Origin of the sequence: Propionibacterium acidifaciens DSM 21887, assembly GCF_000426605.1 — a bacterium.
Classification (GTDB): Bacteria; Actinomycetota; Actinomycetes; order Propionibacteriales; family Propionibacteriaceae; genus Propionibacterium; species Propionibacterium acidifaciens.
Genome location: NZ_AUFR01000008.1, coordinates 46,975 through 62,270 on the forward strand (window position 1 = coordinate 46,975; position 15,296 = coordinate 62,270).

Genomic DNA, 15,296 nt, shown 5'->3' on the forward strand with positions numbered 1-15,296 from the left:
AAACTCTTGCGGATGCCCGACATCCTGATCAAGGTCGGCTCAGTGCAACCGGTCACAGTCATCCCTCCAGCGCCTGCCGCACTTCTTCGGGCGGATCGGTGTGATAGACGCTCCGCCAGGCATCAGCAACATTGTCCCTGGTCACCGCCAGCGGGCTCAGCGCAATGAAGGCCGGAATCGTCTGGCCAAACAGGGCCTTGACCGCTGCATTTGCCTCGGTGATCCCGGCATCATATGGACGCTGTGCGCCGAGTCCGCAGACATACTGGCCCTGGGCCATTGCGATAGCAACATTCTTGCCAAGATCTTCGGAGGCCACTCCAAGATCTGTCCGGCTTGCCGAACGCGCCGCCGCGATGACTCCCTCAGCGGGGACGTCCCACACGGCCCAGATGCCGTTCAGATCGGCGTTCTGGCTGAGGAGGGCATCGGCTTGTTTCTGCGCAGAGCCGGCGAGATCCGAACCACTGATGCCTCGCTCCGCAATGATCCGGATGTCCGGGTAATTGCTCGTGAGCGTCTCTTTGAACCCCTGGTAGCGCTGGTTCGTCACGAAGTAATCGGCTTCGTAATAGATGGCAGCGATCTTCCCCTGCCCGCCGAGGGTCTTCGCCATGAGATGCGCTGAGATCGCCCCGTTCCCGTAGTTGTCGGACGAGACGACACAGGCATAGTCCGAACCAGCGGTGAAGCCGTCCGGACAGTTGTCCATGAACACGACCTTGACGCCTTGGTCCACGGCCATTCGATATGCCGAGGCAGTCGCGACAGGATCGGTGGGGATGGAGACGAGGATGTTCGGTTTCTGGGCCAGGATCGTCTCGACGTCGGACACCTGCTTGCTGGGGTCCATGTTCGCGTCCGTGGTCGACGTGATCTTGATGCCGAGCTCGTTGAACCGCGACGTGAGGCCAGCGATCTGCGCCGCCGACCAGTCGTCACCGCTCGTGTGCATCGCAATCGCGGCGGTCGCCCCCATCGCTTTCACGGTGTCGATGTCGGAGTCGGTGAGGTCGACCTCCGAGGCGGCGGCGGCGCTCTCGCCATGCGGCCCGGTGGCACTCACGGCCGATTCCAGCTGACGGATCGCCTCATCGGCCTTCGCGTTGACCTCCGCATTCGTTGCCGTTGCCGTGCTCTCACCAGAAGACGTACATCCCTGCAGGAACAACGCGCTGATCGGAATACCAGCCGCAGCAAGCAAGACAGTTCGTCGTTGCATCGTCAATCTCCTTCGATCCACGTTGACTCACGGTTGACGCGTGCGCCGCAATCCTTTGATTGTGAACGTTTCGTCATCACATAGTGTGAACGTTTTGCACAGCCGTGTCAAGAGCTGCTCCCGCACGGATCAGCGCCGCTGATGCGTGGCTCGGATCCGCCCCGGGACGAGGCATCACACCTCTTCCCGTGGTGGGCAGCGGGATCGAGCACAAGGGCGGCGGTACGTCACGTGAACGCCATGAGTCCGCTCACCCGGCGCCCAGCGCACTGGTGGGACGTCCGGTGACTGACGAGCCGATGGGGGCCACGCCCGTCCCGTCGGCCCGACTCGCTCGGAGGACGTCCCGTTGCACCGCACCCCGGGACGCGACCGGACGTCGCGGCACGCCGGGCCGCGCCCCCCGGGTCACCGATCGGGAACTCACCCGGTGGTGCTGGACCGTGCGACGGCGGCACGGGGCCGTGCGACAGAGCTCCTCACCGTCAGCACCGGCGGTATGGCGACCGTGCCGGCGGGTTCGCCCTGGATGAGACGCAGGAGCATGTGCACAGCCTCCTGCCCCAGGCGGTTGAAGTCCTGCCGGACGCTGTCGAGCGGGGGGTAGAACTGGGCGGCGAACTCGCTGTCGTCGAAGGAGACCGCGCTGATGTCGTCCGGCACACGCACCCCGGCCTCGTAGAAGGCCCTCAGCATCCCCAGGCACATGAGATCACTCGCAACGAAGATCGAGGAGGGCAAGCCCTCGTCGAGCATGCGCCTACCCGCGGCGTAGCCGCTCTCCCCGGTCCAGTCGCCCTGGATGTGGGGTGGCGGCTCGATGCCCGCTGCGCGCAGCTCGGACTGCCACCCGCGCAACCGCACCCGGCCATCCAGCCAGCTGAGTTCCCCCGCGAGGTGAGCCACTTCACGATGTCCCTTGTCGAGCAGGCGACGTGTCGCGAGCCGCGCACCGTACTCCTGGTCCTCCGAGACGACGGCGACCCCTGGGACGCTTGACTCCCCGGCAGCGACCATCACGACCGGCACTGAGAACTTCGTCTCACGGACCGCCTCCGCCAGAGGCAGTTTGGGGGCGATGACCACGATGCCCGCGACGCCCTGATCGATGAAGTGCTGGTACGCGCGAACCGTGCCACGCGAGTCGGCCTCGGCAAGCACGAGGACATTCGCGGCGTAGCCCTCGTCCCTGGCCGCGTTCTCGACTGCCGCGAGAACGCCGGCCGGCCCGTAGCGCGTCGAGCCATCGGTGAGAATTCCGATGAGGCTCGACCTCCGCATGACCAGCGCCCGGGCTGCGGGGTTCGGGACGAAACCCGTGGACTGGATGATCCTCCACACGTGATCGCGAGTACGGTCGCTCACCCGTGGGTCGTCATTGATCACGCGTGAGACAGTCTGGTACGAGACATCTGCCAAGCGGGCAACGTCCTTGATGCTCATCCGTTCCGAGCGATGGGCCCGCGCGACGGTTGCCCTGGTCTTCTTGGGGTTGCTCACCTCGGAATTGTCCCACTCCAGTCGTGAGAACCGGCCGGCCCGGCCCGGATCTCCTGGCTGCAGCACGGCGCCCCGGCCCGAGGCGCGATGCTTCCAGCCGATCGCTCATGCGCACCGGGCGTATGAACAGGGCCGGTACGGTACGCACTCCTGCTGCACTGGCGTCCCGGCATCTCTTCGCAGCACCGGTCCACGTTCCTGGTTCTCGCCCGCACCGGGACGGAAGTACTGGCGCGCACCAGACACGGGCAGGAGCCGGTCGAGCTCGCGGATTCGAACCCCGACCTTCGAGCATCGAGATGACCACCGGCGTGTCGGCCCCGCCGCTCACTCCTCCCGCGTTCTCGTCCTGGCGGGCTCGTACCCGGCGCGCCACACGTACACGCCGATGAGCGCGGTGCCGCCCGCCATGGCGGGCGCCCACCAGGGGAAGCCGGGGTCGGCCGGCCGGCCCGCCGCCTCGATGTCCTCGGTCGGGGTCGGCTCGACGCGCTCCCCGGTGACGAGGATGCGGTGGGTGTTGATGCCGAGCGGCGTGCAGGTGACCAGCGTCACGAGGTCGTGACCGGCCTGGACGCTGAGGGTCTGCGTCTCGGTCGGCTCGACCACCCGGGTGTCGTTCACCTGGTAGGTGAGCACCTCGCCGAAGACCTCGATGACGAATCTGTCGCCGACCTTCACCTCGTTCAGCCTGGTGAACATCTCGGCCTGGGCCAGGCCGCGGTGGCCGGTGATCACCGCGTGGGTTCCGACGCCCCCGACCGGCAGCGACGTGCCCTTGAGATGGCCGAGCCCCTTGAGCAGGGTCTCGTCGGAGGTGCCGTGGTAGACGGGCAGGTCGAGGTCGATCGAGGTGATCTTCAACCGCGCCATGAGCCCCTGCGAATCGGCGGTGAGCATGGAGTCGTAGTCCAGGGAGTCGTCCGCGCTCGTCCCGTCGCCAGTGGGCACGTTCGAGCCGGCCTGGAGCATGGCGCCGGCGTTGAGCGCGTCGTTGTAGGCCCGGGCCCGGGCCAGCTGCTCGGCGGCGTCGGGCTCGGCCGTCGCGACGTCGGACGCGTAGTCGCTGACGACCTTCGACTGGTTGTACCGGGAGATCCAGCCGGCCACCGTCGGATAGGCGAAGACGACCATGCCGACGAGGGCGAGGAGCCCGGCCAGCAGCGAGAACGGGGACAGGCGCCACGTTCGCTTCGCCGTGTCCTCCGCGGGTCGTTCATCGGGCACCGCCGCGCCCCTCCTCTTCCCGGTCATGCTCTCCCCCGGTCGTGCTCTTCGCGGTCATGATGATGTGGTGGGGAGGCCGGGCCTCCCCACCACATCATCGTCCTCCCGGCCGGTCATCGGGCCGGTCGGTTCATCGGTCGCCTCAGGCGCTCGTCGCGTTCCGGCGGGAGCGGACGACCACGGTGGTCGCCGCCGTGAGGATGAGGACGGCGCCGACGACCATCATGAGCAGCCGGCCCTGAGCGCCGGTGAGCGGCAGGCCGGGGACGGCCTCCTTGGTGTTCTTGATGGTGGCGTCGTAGGCGACGCTGGTGTCGGTGGTGCCGGTCTTGACCGTCACCGGGGTGTCCTGGCCCAGCTTGACGAAGCCGGCCGGGGCGGCCGTCTCGACGAGCACGTAGCAGCGCTGGGTGGCGTTGACCGGGCTGTTCTTCGAGTCGGACACGAACAGGCCCGCGACGTTCACGACGCCGCTGTCATCGGAGGTGAAGCTGCTCTGGTTGTTCACCGTGATGGGATCGCCGGTCTTCGTGGCGCCGGAGCAGTCATCGGCGTAGGGATCGGTCGCGTTGTACACCTGGAAGGTGGCGCCGGCCAGGCCGGCGTCGGTGTGGTCGGCATCGACCTTGTGCACCGTGAGGTCGCCCCAGTGGGTCTGCACCTCGGGGCTCGTGGGCGGGTTCGGCGGCGTGGGCGGGGTGTCCGGCGGGGTGTCGGGCACGGGGCCGTACTGGGTGTCGGTGAGCAGCTGGGCGGTGTTCTTGATGGTGCCGTCGCCCACCGAGGACACCGTGCCCTGGAAGGTCGCCTTGACATCCTGGCCGGCGCTGTTCTTCAGCTTGGTGAGGCCGGTCTTGGTGAACTTCACCGTGACGGTGTTGGTGGCGTCGTCGACCGCCACCGTGTAGTCATCGCCCGCGGTCAGCGGGGCGCCGTTGAGCGTCACCGTCGGGACGCCCACGCCGGTGAACCTGGCGTCCATCGTGTCCTTGATCTGGAAGTACTGGAAGTTCGCGTTGTTGTCCAGGGCCGGCACGGTCGTGGTCACCGGGAACGAGACGATCGAGCCGAGGCCGTAGCCGTACTGCGACTGCTGCTCGACGGTCTTGTCGATGGCGGCCACGGTGTTCTTCGGGTAGACGTTGACGTCGTACAGCCACTTGCCGTTGTCCGGGTAGGGGATCGTCGCGACGAAGGGCTTGGCCTTCTGGACGACATTGGCGGGCGCGGCGGTCTCGCACACCAAGTAGGCCCTCACGGGCAGATCGCCGATGGTGGCCTGACCATTCGAAGCGGTGGTGCCGCTGCCGGCCGAGGCGCCGAGCGTCTGGCCGGACAGGGTCGGCGCGGTCGGGTTGGCGCAGGAGCTGTCGGGCACCACGAGATTCGACAGGGTGTCCCAGTCGGTCTGCTTCGACAGGTCGAGGCTGGTGATCGGGTAGGCGGCGAAGGTGACGTCGGCAAGGGGATCGCCGTCGGCATCGGCCGAGCCGTCGGGCTTGCCCTGGCTGCCATCACCGCCCGTCAGGTGCTTGTGGATGATGATCGAGCCTTTGGCGTTCTGATCGATGTTGCCGTACGAGGGGTCGGCACTGGCGATGCCGGCGCCGCCGACCAGGCCGGACAGGCTCAGTGCCAGAACCCCGGTGGCTGCGACGAGGCGCCTCCCGACGGGGTGTGCATTCGTGTCCATTGGTTTCAGGCTTTCTTTCTCGAACCGTCCGGACCATCCGGTACGGCATGGGGGTGGGCTGGGTGGGGTCGGCCACTCCGGTGGCGTTCCCCGGTCGTGCCGGCCCCTGCGGGCCGGCTCGGTCCGGGCCCCGGGGGGCCGTGGCTCATGTTCATGGCGGTCATCAGGCGCTCCGGTTCTCCGCGGACGCCCGGACACGGCGCCTGCGGACGGCCGCGGTGCCCGCGCCGACGCCCAACAGTGCCCCGCCGAGGAGGAGGAAGAGCTGTGCGCCTCGCCCGCCCGTGAGGGGGATGGTCGGTGAGCCGTGCATCGCATTGGTGAAGCTGCCCAGGTCGATCGTCGTGCCGGCGTTGGCGGCCCCGATCCGCACGCCGTGCACGTCCTTGGACAGGACGTAGCCGGCGGGCGCCGATTTCTCCTTGAGCTCGTAGTCGCCCCACGTGAGGCCCTCGACGAGGAAGCCGCCGGCAGCGGGGTCCTTGTCGGGGCCGGTGCAGTCATCGGCGGAATCGGCCCGGCAGTCCTCGACAGTCATCGCGACGCCCGCCGGGTCGGTGGGTGTGAGGGTCCACGTCGACTCGCCGAGGGGCGAGCCGTCCGCAGCGGTCTTCGACCACTTCACCGCGGCGTCCTTGCGGTCGTCGGGCACCGCCTGGTCGAGGCTCGCCTCGAGGGAGGAGTCGTTCACGGTGAGGATGTAGGTGTTCGGGTTGAGCCCGTAGCCCTGCGGGGCCGACTTCTCCTTCAGGGCGTAGTGCCCCCAGTCCAGGCCGGCCACGGTGAACGCCCCCTCCCCGGGATCGGTGTCGGGGCCCGTGCAGGCGGCGGCGTCGTCGGCCACGCAGTCCTCGACATCGGTGCCGTCGGGATGGCTCGGGCCGGTGAGGGTCCACACGGTGCCGCCCAGCGGCCGGCCGTCGGCACCGTCGATCTTGGACCACGTGGCGCTGCCCTGCCGCGCGGCGTTGGTGAGGGTGCACGTCACCCTGTCGTGGCCGGTCAGGTCGACCGTGGCCCCGCCATCAGCGTCGCCGGTCGTCAGCTGCTGCCCGTCGGGGGTCGTGCACTCGACGTCGGTCAGCTCGTAGGCCTGGGCACGGGGATCGTCGGAGGACTCGGTGACCGTGTACCGCCCCGGTCTCACGACGGTCTCGGCGGTGGAGCCCTGGCCGGACAGCACGTCCCGACCGTCGGCGGCGGCCGTGAGCGTCCAGGAGTCGGGTGCGAGGGGCTGGTCGTCGGCGACGTGCGCGGCGTCGACGTCCTTCACCAAGCGCAGGGTCGGCACGCGCACGTCCACGGCGTAGTCCTCGACCTCGCCGGTGCGGGTGTTGCCGGTGGCCCTCAGCGGGCCCGCGTCGTTCGTGATGCGCACGCGCAGATAGCTCGTGGCGCCCTCGTCCGCCACGGAGCGGACCACGTCGTCGGGCACCGTCCAGCTCAGCGTCGCGCTCCCGGACGCGGAGCAAGATCGTTCGGCGCTCTTCTCGGTGGATTCGTCGAACCGGCCGTTGCGGTTCCAGTCGACCCAGCCAGCGATCCTGCCGGGACCGGTGCAGGAGACCTGCTGCGTGTACGAGCCCCCCGGCTCGGTCTCGATGCCGCCGGCAGGCAGTGCGACGCCGTCCTCGTCGTCGATCCCGCTGTAGTCGTCCCCGTTCGCGCCGGTGGAGAACTTCTGGTCGCCCTCGCTGTCGATGCCGGCCCCCAGCCGGGTGTCGGAAGCGCTCATGGTGGCCTGGTCGACGGCGAAGGCGTCGGTGGTGCGGGTGATGCGGCCGCCGGTCCAGGTGGGCTGGAACAGCGAGCTGGCCCGGCCGTACGAGGCCGGGGCGTCGCCGAAGTCGGTGCCGACGACGAGGCCCAGGGCGACGGCGCTGTAGCCGCGGCCCTGCATCGAGATGCGGGCCTCGGTGCTGCCCTGCATGAAGAGCACGGTGCCGGGGCCGCCGGTGCCCTCCGGCCTGGAGTACCTGCCGCCGTTCTGGTAGACGCACTCCTCACCGGTGGGCAGGAGCTGCACGGTGTCGCCGCCGTTGGAGACGACAGCCTGGGTCGTGACGGGGCAGCTCGAGTCCTTGTAGGCGTCCAGGACCCGCCAGCTGGTGTCGGAGCCCTGGGTCGCGGTGGCCTGCACCCACTCGTCGCGGTAGCCCTTGGGGCTGTGGGCGCTCGAGGCCTCGGCGTCGGCCAGCACCAGCCCGCTCAGCGGGACCTCCTCGCCGTTGAGCGACGCCGAGCACTGCATGTCGAAACTCATCCTGGAGCCGTAGCCGACGCCTGCGTTGCCCCGATCGGCGAAGCCGTTGGACAGGCCGATGACCATCCGGTTGTCGTTGACGTAGTCCCCGGGGTAGGTCAGGTTGCCGCTCCTGGCGATCTGCCCATCGCTCCAGTGGCCCGGGCCGCCGACGTTGTACAGATTGTCGAGTGCGTCGCCGGCCCACTTGCCGGGAACGGTGGCGACGAGCGGGGCCCGTTGCACCGGGCCGGCGTCGCCGTTGGCCTGCCCCACGTTCTCGGTGACGAGGCCCGACAGGGTGCACGTCGTCGTGAGCTTCAGGGTCTGCGCGTCGTCGAGGTAGCGGTAGTTCGTGATCGTCCGCGTGGCCGAGCCGTACTGGTCGCCGTAGCCGAGCACCGTGTTGTCCTCGGCGTTGGCGGCCAGCGGGTAGTCGCTCCACTGGAGCCACTGGATCGCGTCGGTGAACCGGCCGTCGCCGCCCGTGGCGTACACGGCGGGCAGTTCGCCGCCGGGGGCGGCGGCCGCCGGCGGTACGGCCCCGATCATGCCGAGCAGGAGCGCCGCCGCGCTGGCGGCGGCCGCCGCGCCGCGCAGACGGCCCCTCGTCCCCGTTCTCGTCGCTCTGCGGGGGATCATCGCCGACCACCCCTCTCGGAGCGGCACCCGACCAGGGCCGGCCGGCCCCGCAGAGGGTTCGAGGGCGTCCGGAACGAGCCGGTCCGCTGGGCCGTCCCCAGCGGAACGCCGTCGGCACGGCACCCGACCGTCCCGGCCGGGATGCGCACCAGGACAGGGCGAACAGGGGTTTTCTCAGGGTGAGGTGTCATGACAGTCTTCGACCAGAGGCGTTGGTAGGAATGCAGATCGCACCCAAGGGCCATCTGACCCTTAGGTGAATCAAAGATACATTAATTGTCAATCATTGATCAAGTCAGGGTTCCTCGGGGTTCCGGGCCGGCGTGCCGGCCCGGAGCCTTCGCTCGCTCAGCGAGCGTTCCTCCGCCGGGCCCGCCGCTGGTGAAGAGCCGCTGCGCCACTGCCCGCGAACAGCGCCGCGGCGCCGAGGGCTGGGAGCAGCCGGGCGAGACCGCCGCCGGTCAGCGGCAGCGGCACGGCGATCGCCGTGTCGTGGATCGTGATGGTGTCGGGCACCCGGCCCGTCCGGGACACGGTGACGGTGCCCGCTGCCGTCTCGGGGTCCAGCAGGGTGACACCGTCTGCGGCGAGGTGGAAGCCGACGGGCTCGGACAGCCGCTGGTGACCGGCCGGGGCCTGCGTCTCCACCAGCCAGTAGTCGTGGTTGATGTCCAGGGGGACGGTGGTGAAGAGCGAGCCGTCATCGGGGTTCACCATGACGCCCCGGTCGACGGGCGCGGCGCCCGGCGTGCTCGGGTCCATCGAGTAGACGTCGAAGACGGCCCCGCTCACGTCACCCATGACGCCGGTCTTGTGGATCGTGACCGGGAGCCTGCCGACGCCCGGGTCCACCGGCCCGCAGGCCGTGTTGTTCCCGGGGCCGTCGACGTCCTTGCCGTCCTCTGCCAGCACCTCGTTGAACAGGCCGTGCCCGGCCTCATAGGCGCCGGAACCGGTCTGGGAGCAGCCCAGGTTCTCGTCGGTGTAGCCGGACGCGGCCGGGTCCAGCGTCGCGTTGACCCGGACGTAGAAGACCTGGCTCTGCCCGGGCTGGACCGGTACGCCCTCGGTGAGCCGGTACCCGTCGGCCGCGCCTTGGACCACGGACTGGGGCTGACCGAGTAGGCCCTGGTCCTGGCTGGCCCACACCGTGTTCACGGTCAGACCGGGGGCGAGGTCGGGCCGGTCGACGAGCGCACCGGTGTCCTGGGCCGTGCTGCCGTCATTGGTGACGGTGATCGCATAGTCGGCGTTGAGGGTCGGTGTGCCGGCGGTGGCGTCGGAGCCGATGAAGGTCTTCTCCACCCTCAGCCGGGGAGTGGGGTCGACGTACTCGTTGTGCCAGGTGCAGGTGATGGGGACCTCGGCGGAGCTCCGGGCCAGCCCGGCGCGGTCCAGGTCCAGGGTTCCCGCATCGAGGTTGACGGCGTCGGTCTGGTCGAGGACCCTGCCGTCCTGGTCGAGAAGGGGTGTGCCGTCCCCCTGCGTGCAGGTCACGCCGGACAGGCGCCACCCGGGCGTGCTCTCGGTGGGAGCCGGCCCGGACTGGTCCTCCCTGACGGCGGCACCGCCGCCTGGGGCGAACAATTCGTAGGTCCTCGGGTCGGTCGCGGCGTGCTCGCCGCCCCATCCGGTGGGCCGGAGCGGGCTCGGGTCGCCCCAGCCCTCGAGGGCGGAGGACCCGGTCTGGGAGACGTTGGTGTAGGTGAACTGGGGGATGCCCACCGTTTGCTGCGTGATGGCGCTGCCCGAGACGTCCTTGGCGAAGGTGACCTGACGGACCTGCTCGAGGGAGCCGTAGAGGCAGCCGTAGGTGTCGTTGTTCTCCTGGGTGACGAAGGAGGTCTCCAGCCGGGCCTCGGCGGTCTCCGGGTCCATCACGGTGCACGTCTCGTTCCGGCCGTTGTTGACGAAGCCGCGCAGCACGAGCTTGTACGGGACCCCGTTCGCGTCCGCCCAGACGCTGTCGGAGCTGACGGCGGTCATCGTGAGGACGTCGTCCTCGCAGGACCTGCCGTCGAGGCCGTAGAGGGCGCCGTCGTCGGACCCGCTCGCCGAGGTGTCCCCGGCGGGGAAGGACCGCAGTCTGCCACTGCGGTCGTAGGCGTAGTGGTAGTCGGAGCTCCACCCCCGGAACTGCCAGGAGGCCCTCGGGCCGATGGCCCCGGTCGAGTCGAAGGCGTAGCCGCCGTTGCCGGAGGGGTCGTAGTCGCCGGACGCATCGAAGGTGGAGCGGCAGATGTTGGAGGTCTCGTCGAGGGTCCAGGGGAAGGACGTCCGGATCGTGTTGGCGAGGTCCACCTCCATGCCGCCGGAGATGAGGGCGCCCCCGCTGCCGTCGGCTCTCTCCGAGCCCGGGTCGGTGAAGATGGGGGCGTTGTGGTGGTGCATGGTCCCGATGAGGAAGGGGGCGCCGACGCTCACCGTCCGCGTGTCCCCGGGGAGGAAGCCGACGGAGCTCTGCTGGTCGCTGAAGTCGTCGGGGCAGACCTGCCGGCCGTTCTGCCGGTACCGCCCGTAGGAGAAGGCGGCGTACTGTCCGGACCCCGAGGTCACCGTGGCCGTCGTCGTCATGTCGAGGGTGGAGCCCCCGCCCCGAGGGCTGTACCGCACGCAGGCGTGGGTGTTCGCATACCGCTCGGGGTTCGACACGTCCTGTCTGGTGACGACGTTGTGTATCTGGGCGGAGGTCGCGCCCAGGTCGACCTGCATCGTCGGGACGGCGACGCTCGGGGCCGCGTGCGCCACGTTCAGAAGGCAGGCGAGCACCAGTGCGAGCGCACCGAGCAGGCGCGGGAACCGCCGCGCCGCGGCGGGGCGCGGGGGTGCGGCAGGAGCTGAGAGGCGCATACGGGATCCGTTCGGTCAGGGGCGACTGCGCCCCTGCGGGTATCCGACCCGCAGGGGTTGGGGTGCGGAACACCCTGAATGATCCCAGGTCTAGCACACAATCGTTGATTTTGAAAGTTTCACCATTCGTGCCCTGACTGCCCCCATCACCCAGATCGGGCCGCCTCGCCTCGTGCCGCTGCGACGTCGGCGGAGACGGGTCATCGACGGCCGCGGTGCGCGTCCCCCGCCGGAGTCGTGGGCCCACCGCGACGCGACCCGGGCCTGAGAGACCCGGCCCCTCGTCCGTGTCTCTCAGGCCCCGCCCGCGCGGGGACCGCCCGTCACAGGGCGGCGTTGATGGCGTTGATCGACTCCTTCGCGTCGCCGAAGCACATCACCGTGTTCTCGTTGAAGAACAGGGGGTTCTGGACGCCGGCGTAGCCGGCGCTCATGCCGCGCTTGAAGACGACGACCCGGCCGGCCTCCCACACGTGCAGGACCGGCATGCCCGAGATCGGGGTGCCCTGCTCCATGGCGGCGGGGTTGACGGTGTCGTTGGCGCCGATGACGAGGACGACGTCGGTGTTCTTGAAGTCGTCGTTGATCTCGTCCATCTCCAGGACGATGTCGTACGGCACGTGCGCCTCGGCCAGCAGCACGTTCATGTGGCCGGGCAGGCGCCCCGCCACCGGGTGGATGCCGAAGCGGACCTCGACGTCGTGGTCGTGCAGCTTGCGGACGAGCTCGGCCACCGGGGCCTGCGCCTGCGAGACCGCCATGCCGTAGCCGGGCGTGATGATGACCGAGGTGGAGCCCTTGAGAAGATCGGCCACACCGGTCGTGTCGAGCTCGGTGATCTCGCCCTCGGGACCGGCGCCCGCCCCGGCGTCGGACTGGCCGAAGCCGCCCAGGATGACCGAGACGAAGTTGCGGTTCATGGCCTTGCACATGATGTACGACAGGATCGCGCCGGACGCGCCGACGAGGGCGCCGGTGACGATGAGGACGGGCAGCTGGAGGCTGAAGCCGCTGAAGGCGGCCGCCCAGCCCGAGTAGCTGTTGAGCATCGAGATGACGACCGGCATGTCGGCCCCGCCGATCGCCGCGACCAGGTGGACGCCGAGCAGCAGCGACAGGATCGTCAGCGCGATGAGCGGGAACCAGCCGCCGCCGTCGGCGAACCAGATGCCGCAGGCGATGATCGCGATGAGGGCGCCCAGGTTGAGCCAGTTGCGTCCGGGCAGGGTCAGCGGGGCCGACTTGATCTTGCCGGCCAGCTTGCCCCAGGCCACGATCGACCCGGTGAAGGTCACGGCGCCGATGAAGACGCCGATCCACATCTCGTGCATCTGGAAGGCGGGGGCCTCGGGGTTCTCGATGAACGCGTTGATGCCCACGAGCACGGCGGCCAGGCCGACGAAGCTGTGCAGCTGGGCGACCAGCTCGGGCATGCCGGTCATCTCGACCTTGGCGGCCTTCCACAGACCGATCACGGCGCCGATGACCATGGCGATGATCATGAGGGCCCAGGCGAGGGCCCGCGTGTCGCCGACCGCCAGCGAGACGATCGAGGCGATGAGCGCGAAGGCCATGCCGAGGATGCCGAAGACGTTGCCCCGCTTGGCCGTCTCGTGCTTGCTCAGCCCCACGAGGGCGAGGATGAAGAGCAGGCCGGAGATGATGTAGGTGGCCTGCGTGAAATTGGCGACGCTCGCTTCGAGGAGAGTCATCAGCGATCACCCTTCCTGAACATGTTGAGCATGCGGCGCGTGACCGAGAAGCCGCCGAAGATGTTGATCGACGCGATGAGCACGCCGAGGGCCGCGATGACCGTGATCACCATGTTGTCCTTGGGCAGCTGCAGGAGCGCGCCGACGATGATGATGCCGCTGATCGCGTTGGTGACGCTCATGAGCGGCGTGTGCAGGGCGTGCGAGACGTTCCACACCACGTAGTAGCCCACGACGCAGGCCAGGGCGAAGGTGCCGAACAGGCTCACGAAGCTTCCGGGCGCGAAGGTCAGCAGCGCGATGAGCGCCACCGACAGCAGACCGACCACCAGGAGCAGGAACCACCAGGGCCGTTCCTTCTTCGGCTTCTCCGGCTCCCTCTCGGCGGGTTCGGCGGCGGCCGCGCCGGGGGCGGGTTTCGGCGCCGCGGAGACCTGGATCGGCGGCGGTGGGAAGGTGACCTCGCCGTCGCGGGTCACGGTCATGTTGCGCAGCACCTCGTCGTCGAAGTCGATGACGAACCGGCCGTCCTTGGCCGGGGTGGCCAGCTTGGCCAGGTTCACCATGTTCGTGGCGTACATCTGGCTGGACTGGGCGGGCAGGCGGCTGGCCATGTCGGTGTAGCCGATGATGGTGACGCCGTTGTCGGTGACGTACTCCTCGCCCGGGTGGGTGAGCATGCAGTTGCCGCCGCCCAGGGCCGCCATGTCGACGATGACCGAGCCGTGCTTCATCGAGGCCACCATCTCGGGGGTGATGAGCTTCGGGCTCGGCTTGCCGGGGATGGCGGCCGTGAGGATGACGATGTCGACCTTCCGGCACTGCTCCTCGTAGAGCTCCGCGGCGCGCTTGTTGTAGTCCTCGGAGGTCTCCTTGGCGTAGCCGTCGGAGCTGACCCCCTGGTCGCCGGCCGCGGGACGGACGTGGACGAAGGTGCCGCCCATCGACTCGACCTGCTCGGCCGTCTCGGGGCGGACGTCGGTGGCGAAGACCTCGGCGCCCATGGACTTGGCGGCGCCGACCGCCGCGAGGCCGGCGACGCCGGTGCCGATGATGAAGACCTTGGCCGGGGGCATCTTGCCGGCGGCGGTGACCTGACCCGCGAAGGTCTTGCCGTACGCGTAGGCCGACTCGACGACGGCCCGGTAACCGGCGATGCTCGCCGTGGAGCTCAGGGCGTCCATGGCCTGGGCCCGGCTGATGCGCGGCACCATGTCCATGCTCAGGCCAGTGACGCCGGCCTTCCGCAGGGCCTCGAGGAGGCCGGGATTGGCTCGCGGGTGGAGGAAGGTGATGAGCGTCGCGCCCGGACGCATCGCACCCAGCTCCTCGACGCTCGGCTCGTTGACCGCCATGACGATGTCGCTGCCCCACACCGTGCCGGTGTCGGCCAGTTCGGCGCCCGCCGCGATGTAGTCGTCGTCCAAGTAGGAGGCGCGCTCGCCGGCGCCATGCTCGATCACGACGCTGTAACCCAGCTTGATGAGCTGTGGAACCGTCTTGGGCGTTGCCGCCACCCGCTGTTCGCCGGGCAGCGACTCCCTTGGTATGCCAATTCTCATGATCCCGACCATAGCGGGTGGACATTCTCACCGGGGACGGGGGGCCGGCGGGTCGACGACCCGACGTGGATCGGGCCACAACGGGTTTCGCTCCGCGACGGGGCTCAGCAGGCGTCGGCGGGCGGCTCGATCATGCCGACCCGGCGGGCGTGGCGGCCGCCCTCGAACTCCGCGTCGAGGAACTCGTCGACGATCATCTCGGCCAGGCCGGGGCCGAGGACGCGCGAGCCGATGGCCAGCGCGTTGGCGTCGTTGTGGCGGCGGGCGAGACTCGCCGAGTAGGGCTCGGAGACCACCGCGCAGCGGATGCCGGGCAGCTTGCCGGCGCTCATGCCGATGCCGATGCCGGTGCCGCACACGAGGACGGCGCGATCGGCCTCGCCGTCGAGCACCTTCCGGGCCGCCCGCCTGCCGAACGTCGGGTAGTCGACGCTGGCCGGGCCGTGGGTGCCGACGTCGATGGCCTCGTGGCCCCTGGAGCGCACGTGCTCGACGAGCCGCTCCTTCAGGTTGAAACCGGCGTGATCGGCGCCGAAGGCGATGCGCATGGAGTGCTCCTCGTACTCTCCCGTGGCCGCCGGCGGCTGCGGCGACGAGTTCATTCTCTCACCGCCGGTCGCGGCTCCGACGCGGGCCCGCCCGTGGC

9 protein-coding genes are annotated in these 15,296 nt (G+C 69.4%); all 9 read right to left on the minus strand.

The genetic code is table 11. The features are described 5' to 3' along the window. Positions 1-58 precede the first annotated feature (58 nt). Complete coding sequence (locus K336_RS0104220) at positions 59-1,222, minus strand: substrate-binding domain-containing protein (RefSeq protein ID WP_211223436.1); 1,164 nt, start codon at positions 1,220-1,222, stop codon at positions 59-61. A gap of 423 nt (positions 1,223-1,645) precedes the next feature. After that, complete coding sequence (locus tag K336_RS14320) at positions 1,646-2,722, minus strand: LacI family DNA-binding transcriptional regulator (RefSeq protein ID WP_123826041.1); 1,077 nt, start codon at positions 2,720-2,722, stop codon at positions 1,646-1,648. A 327-nt stretch (positions 2,723-3,049) separates the two neighbouring features. Beyond that, entirely contained in the window at positions 3,050-3,976 is a 927-nt protein-coding gene (locus tag K336_RS0104230; RefSeq protein WP_081660568.1) for a class C sortase, read from the minus strand. A gap of 115 nt (positions 3,977-4,091) precedes the next feature. Next, a complete protein-coding gene (locus K336_RS0104235; protein ID WP_021798106.1) occupies positions 4,092-5,642 on the minus strand; it encodes a SpaH/EbpB family LPXTG-anchored major pilin in 1,551 nt (516 codons plus the stop codon). A gap of 163 nt (positions 5,643-5,805) precedes the next feature. Further along, complete coding sequence (locus tag K336_RS0104240) at positions 5,806-8,526, minus strand: CshA/CshB family fibrillar adhesin-related protein (protein WP_028706372.1); 2,721 nt, start codon at positions 8,524-8,526, stop codon at positions 5,806-5,808. A gap of 348 nt (positions 8,527-8,874) precedes the next feature. Further along, a complete protein-coding gene (locus tag K336_RS0104245; protein ID WP_028706373.1) occupies positions 8,875-11,376 on the minus strand; it encodes a SpaA isopeptide-forming pilin-related protein in 2,502 nt (833 codons plus the stop codon). 323 nt (positions 11,377-11,699) lie between these two features. After that, positions 11,700-13,088 (minus strand): NAD(P)(+) transhydrogenase (Re/Si-specific) subunit beta, encoded by a 1,389-nt coding sequence (locus K336_RS0104250; protein WP_021797198.1) that lies wholly within the window; start codon positions 13,086-13,088, stop codon positions 11,700-11,702. Continuing rightward, the gene (locus tag K336_RS0104255; RefSeq protein WP_028706374.1) at positions 13,088-14,650 is read right to left on the minus strand and encodes a Re/Si-specific NAD(P)(+) transhydrogenase subunit alpha; all 1,563 of its coding nucleotides are present in this window, start codon (positions 14,648-14,650) and stop codon (positions 13,088-13,090) included. The genes K336_RS0104250 and K336_RS0104255 overlap by 1 nt, the downstream gene beginning before the upstream one ends. 104 nt (positions 14,651-14,754) lie before the next feature. Beyond that, positions 14,755-15,198 carry a ribose 5-phosphate isomerase B gene (gene rpiB, locus K336_RS0104260; protein WP_021797195.1) on the minus strand — a complete coding sequence of 148 codons (444 nt, stop codon included), beginning with the start codon at positions 15,196-15,198 and terminating at the stop codon, positions 14,755-14,757. Positions 15,199-15,296: the final 98 nt, after the last annotated feature.

Coding starts and splice junctions, on each gene's coding strand:
- K336_RS0104230 (WP_081660568.1), bottom strand. CDS start 3,976: ATGACCGGGAAGAGGAGGGGCGCGGCGGTGCCCGATGAACGACCCGCG.
- K336_RS0104255 (WP_028706374.1), bottom strand. CDS start 14,650: ATGAGAATTGGCATACCAAGGGAGTCGCTGCCCGGCGAACAGCGGGTG.
- rpiB (WP_021797195.1), bottom strand. CDS start 15,198: ATGCGCATCGCCTTCGGCGCCGATCACGCCGGTTTCAACCTGAAGGAG.
- K336_RS0104220 (WP_211223436.1), bottom strand. CDS start 1,222: ATGCAACGACGAACTGTCTTGCTTGCTGCGGCTGGTATTCCGATCAGC.
- K336_RS0104245 (WP_028706373.1), bottom strand. CDS start 11,376: ATGCGCCTCTCAGCTCCTGCCGCACCCCCGCGCCCCGCCGCGGCGCGG.
- K336_RS0104235 (WP_021798106.1), bottom strand. CDS start 5,642: ATGGACACGAATGCACACCCCGTCGGGAGGCGCCTCGTCGCAGCCACC.
- K336_RS0104250 (WP_021797198.1), bottom strand. CDS start 13,088: ATGACTCTCCTCGAAGCGAGCGTCGCCAATTTCACGCAGGCCACCTAC.
- K336_RS0104240 (WP_028706372.1), bottom strand. CDS start 8,526: ATGATCCCCCGCAGAGCGACGAGAACGGGGACGAGGGGCCGTCTGCGC.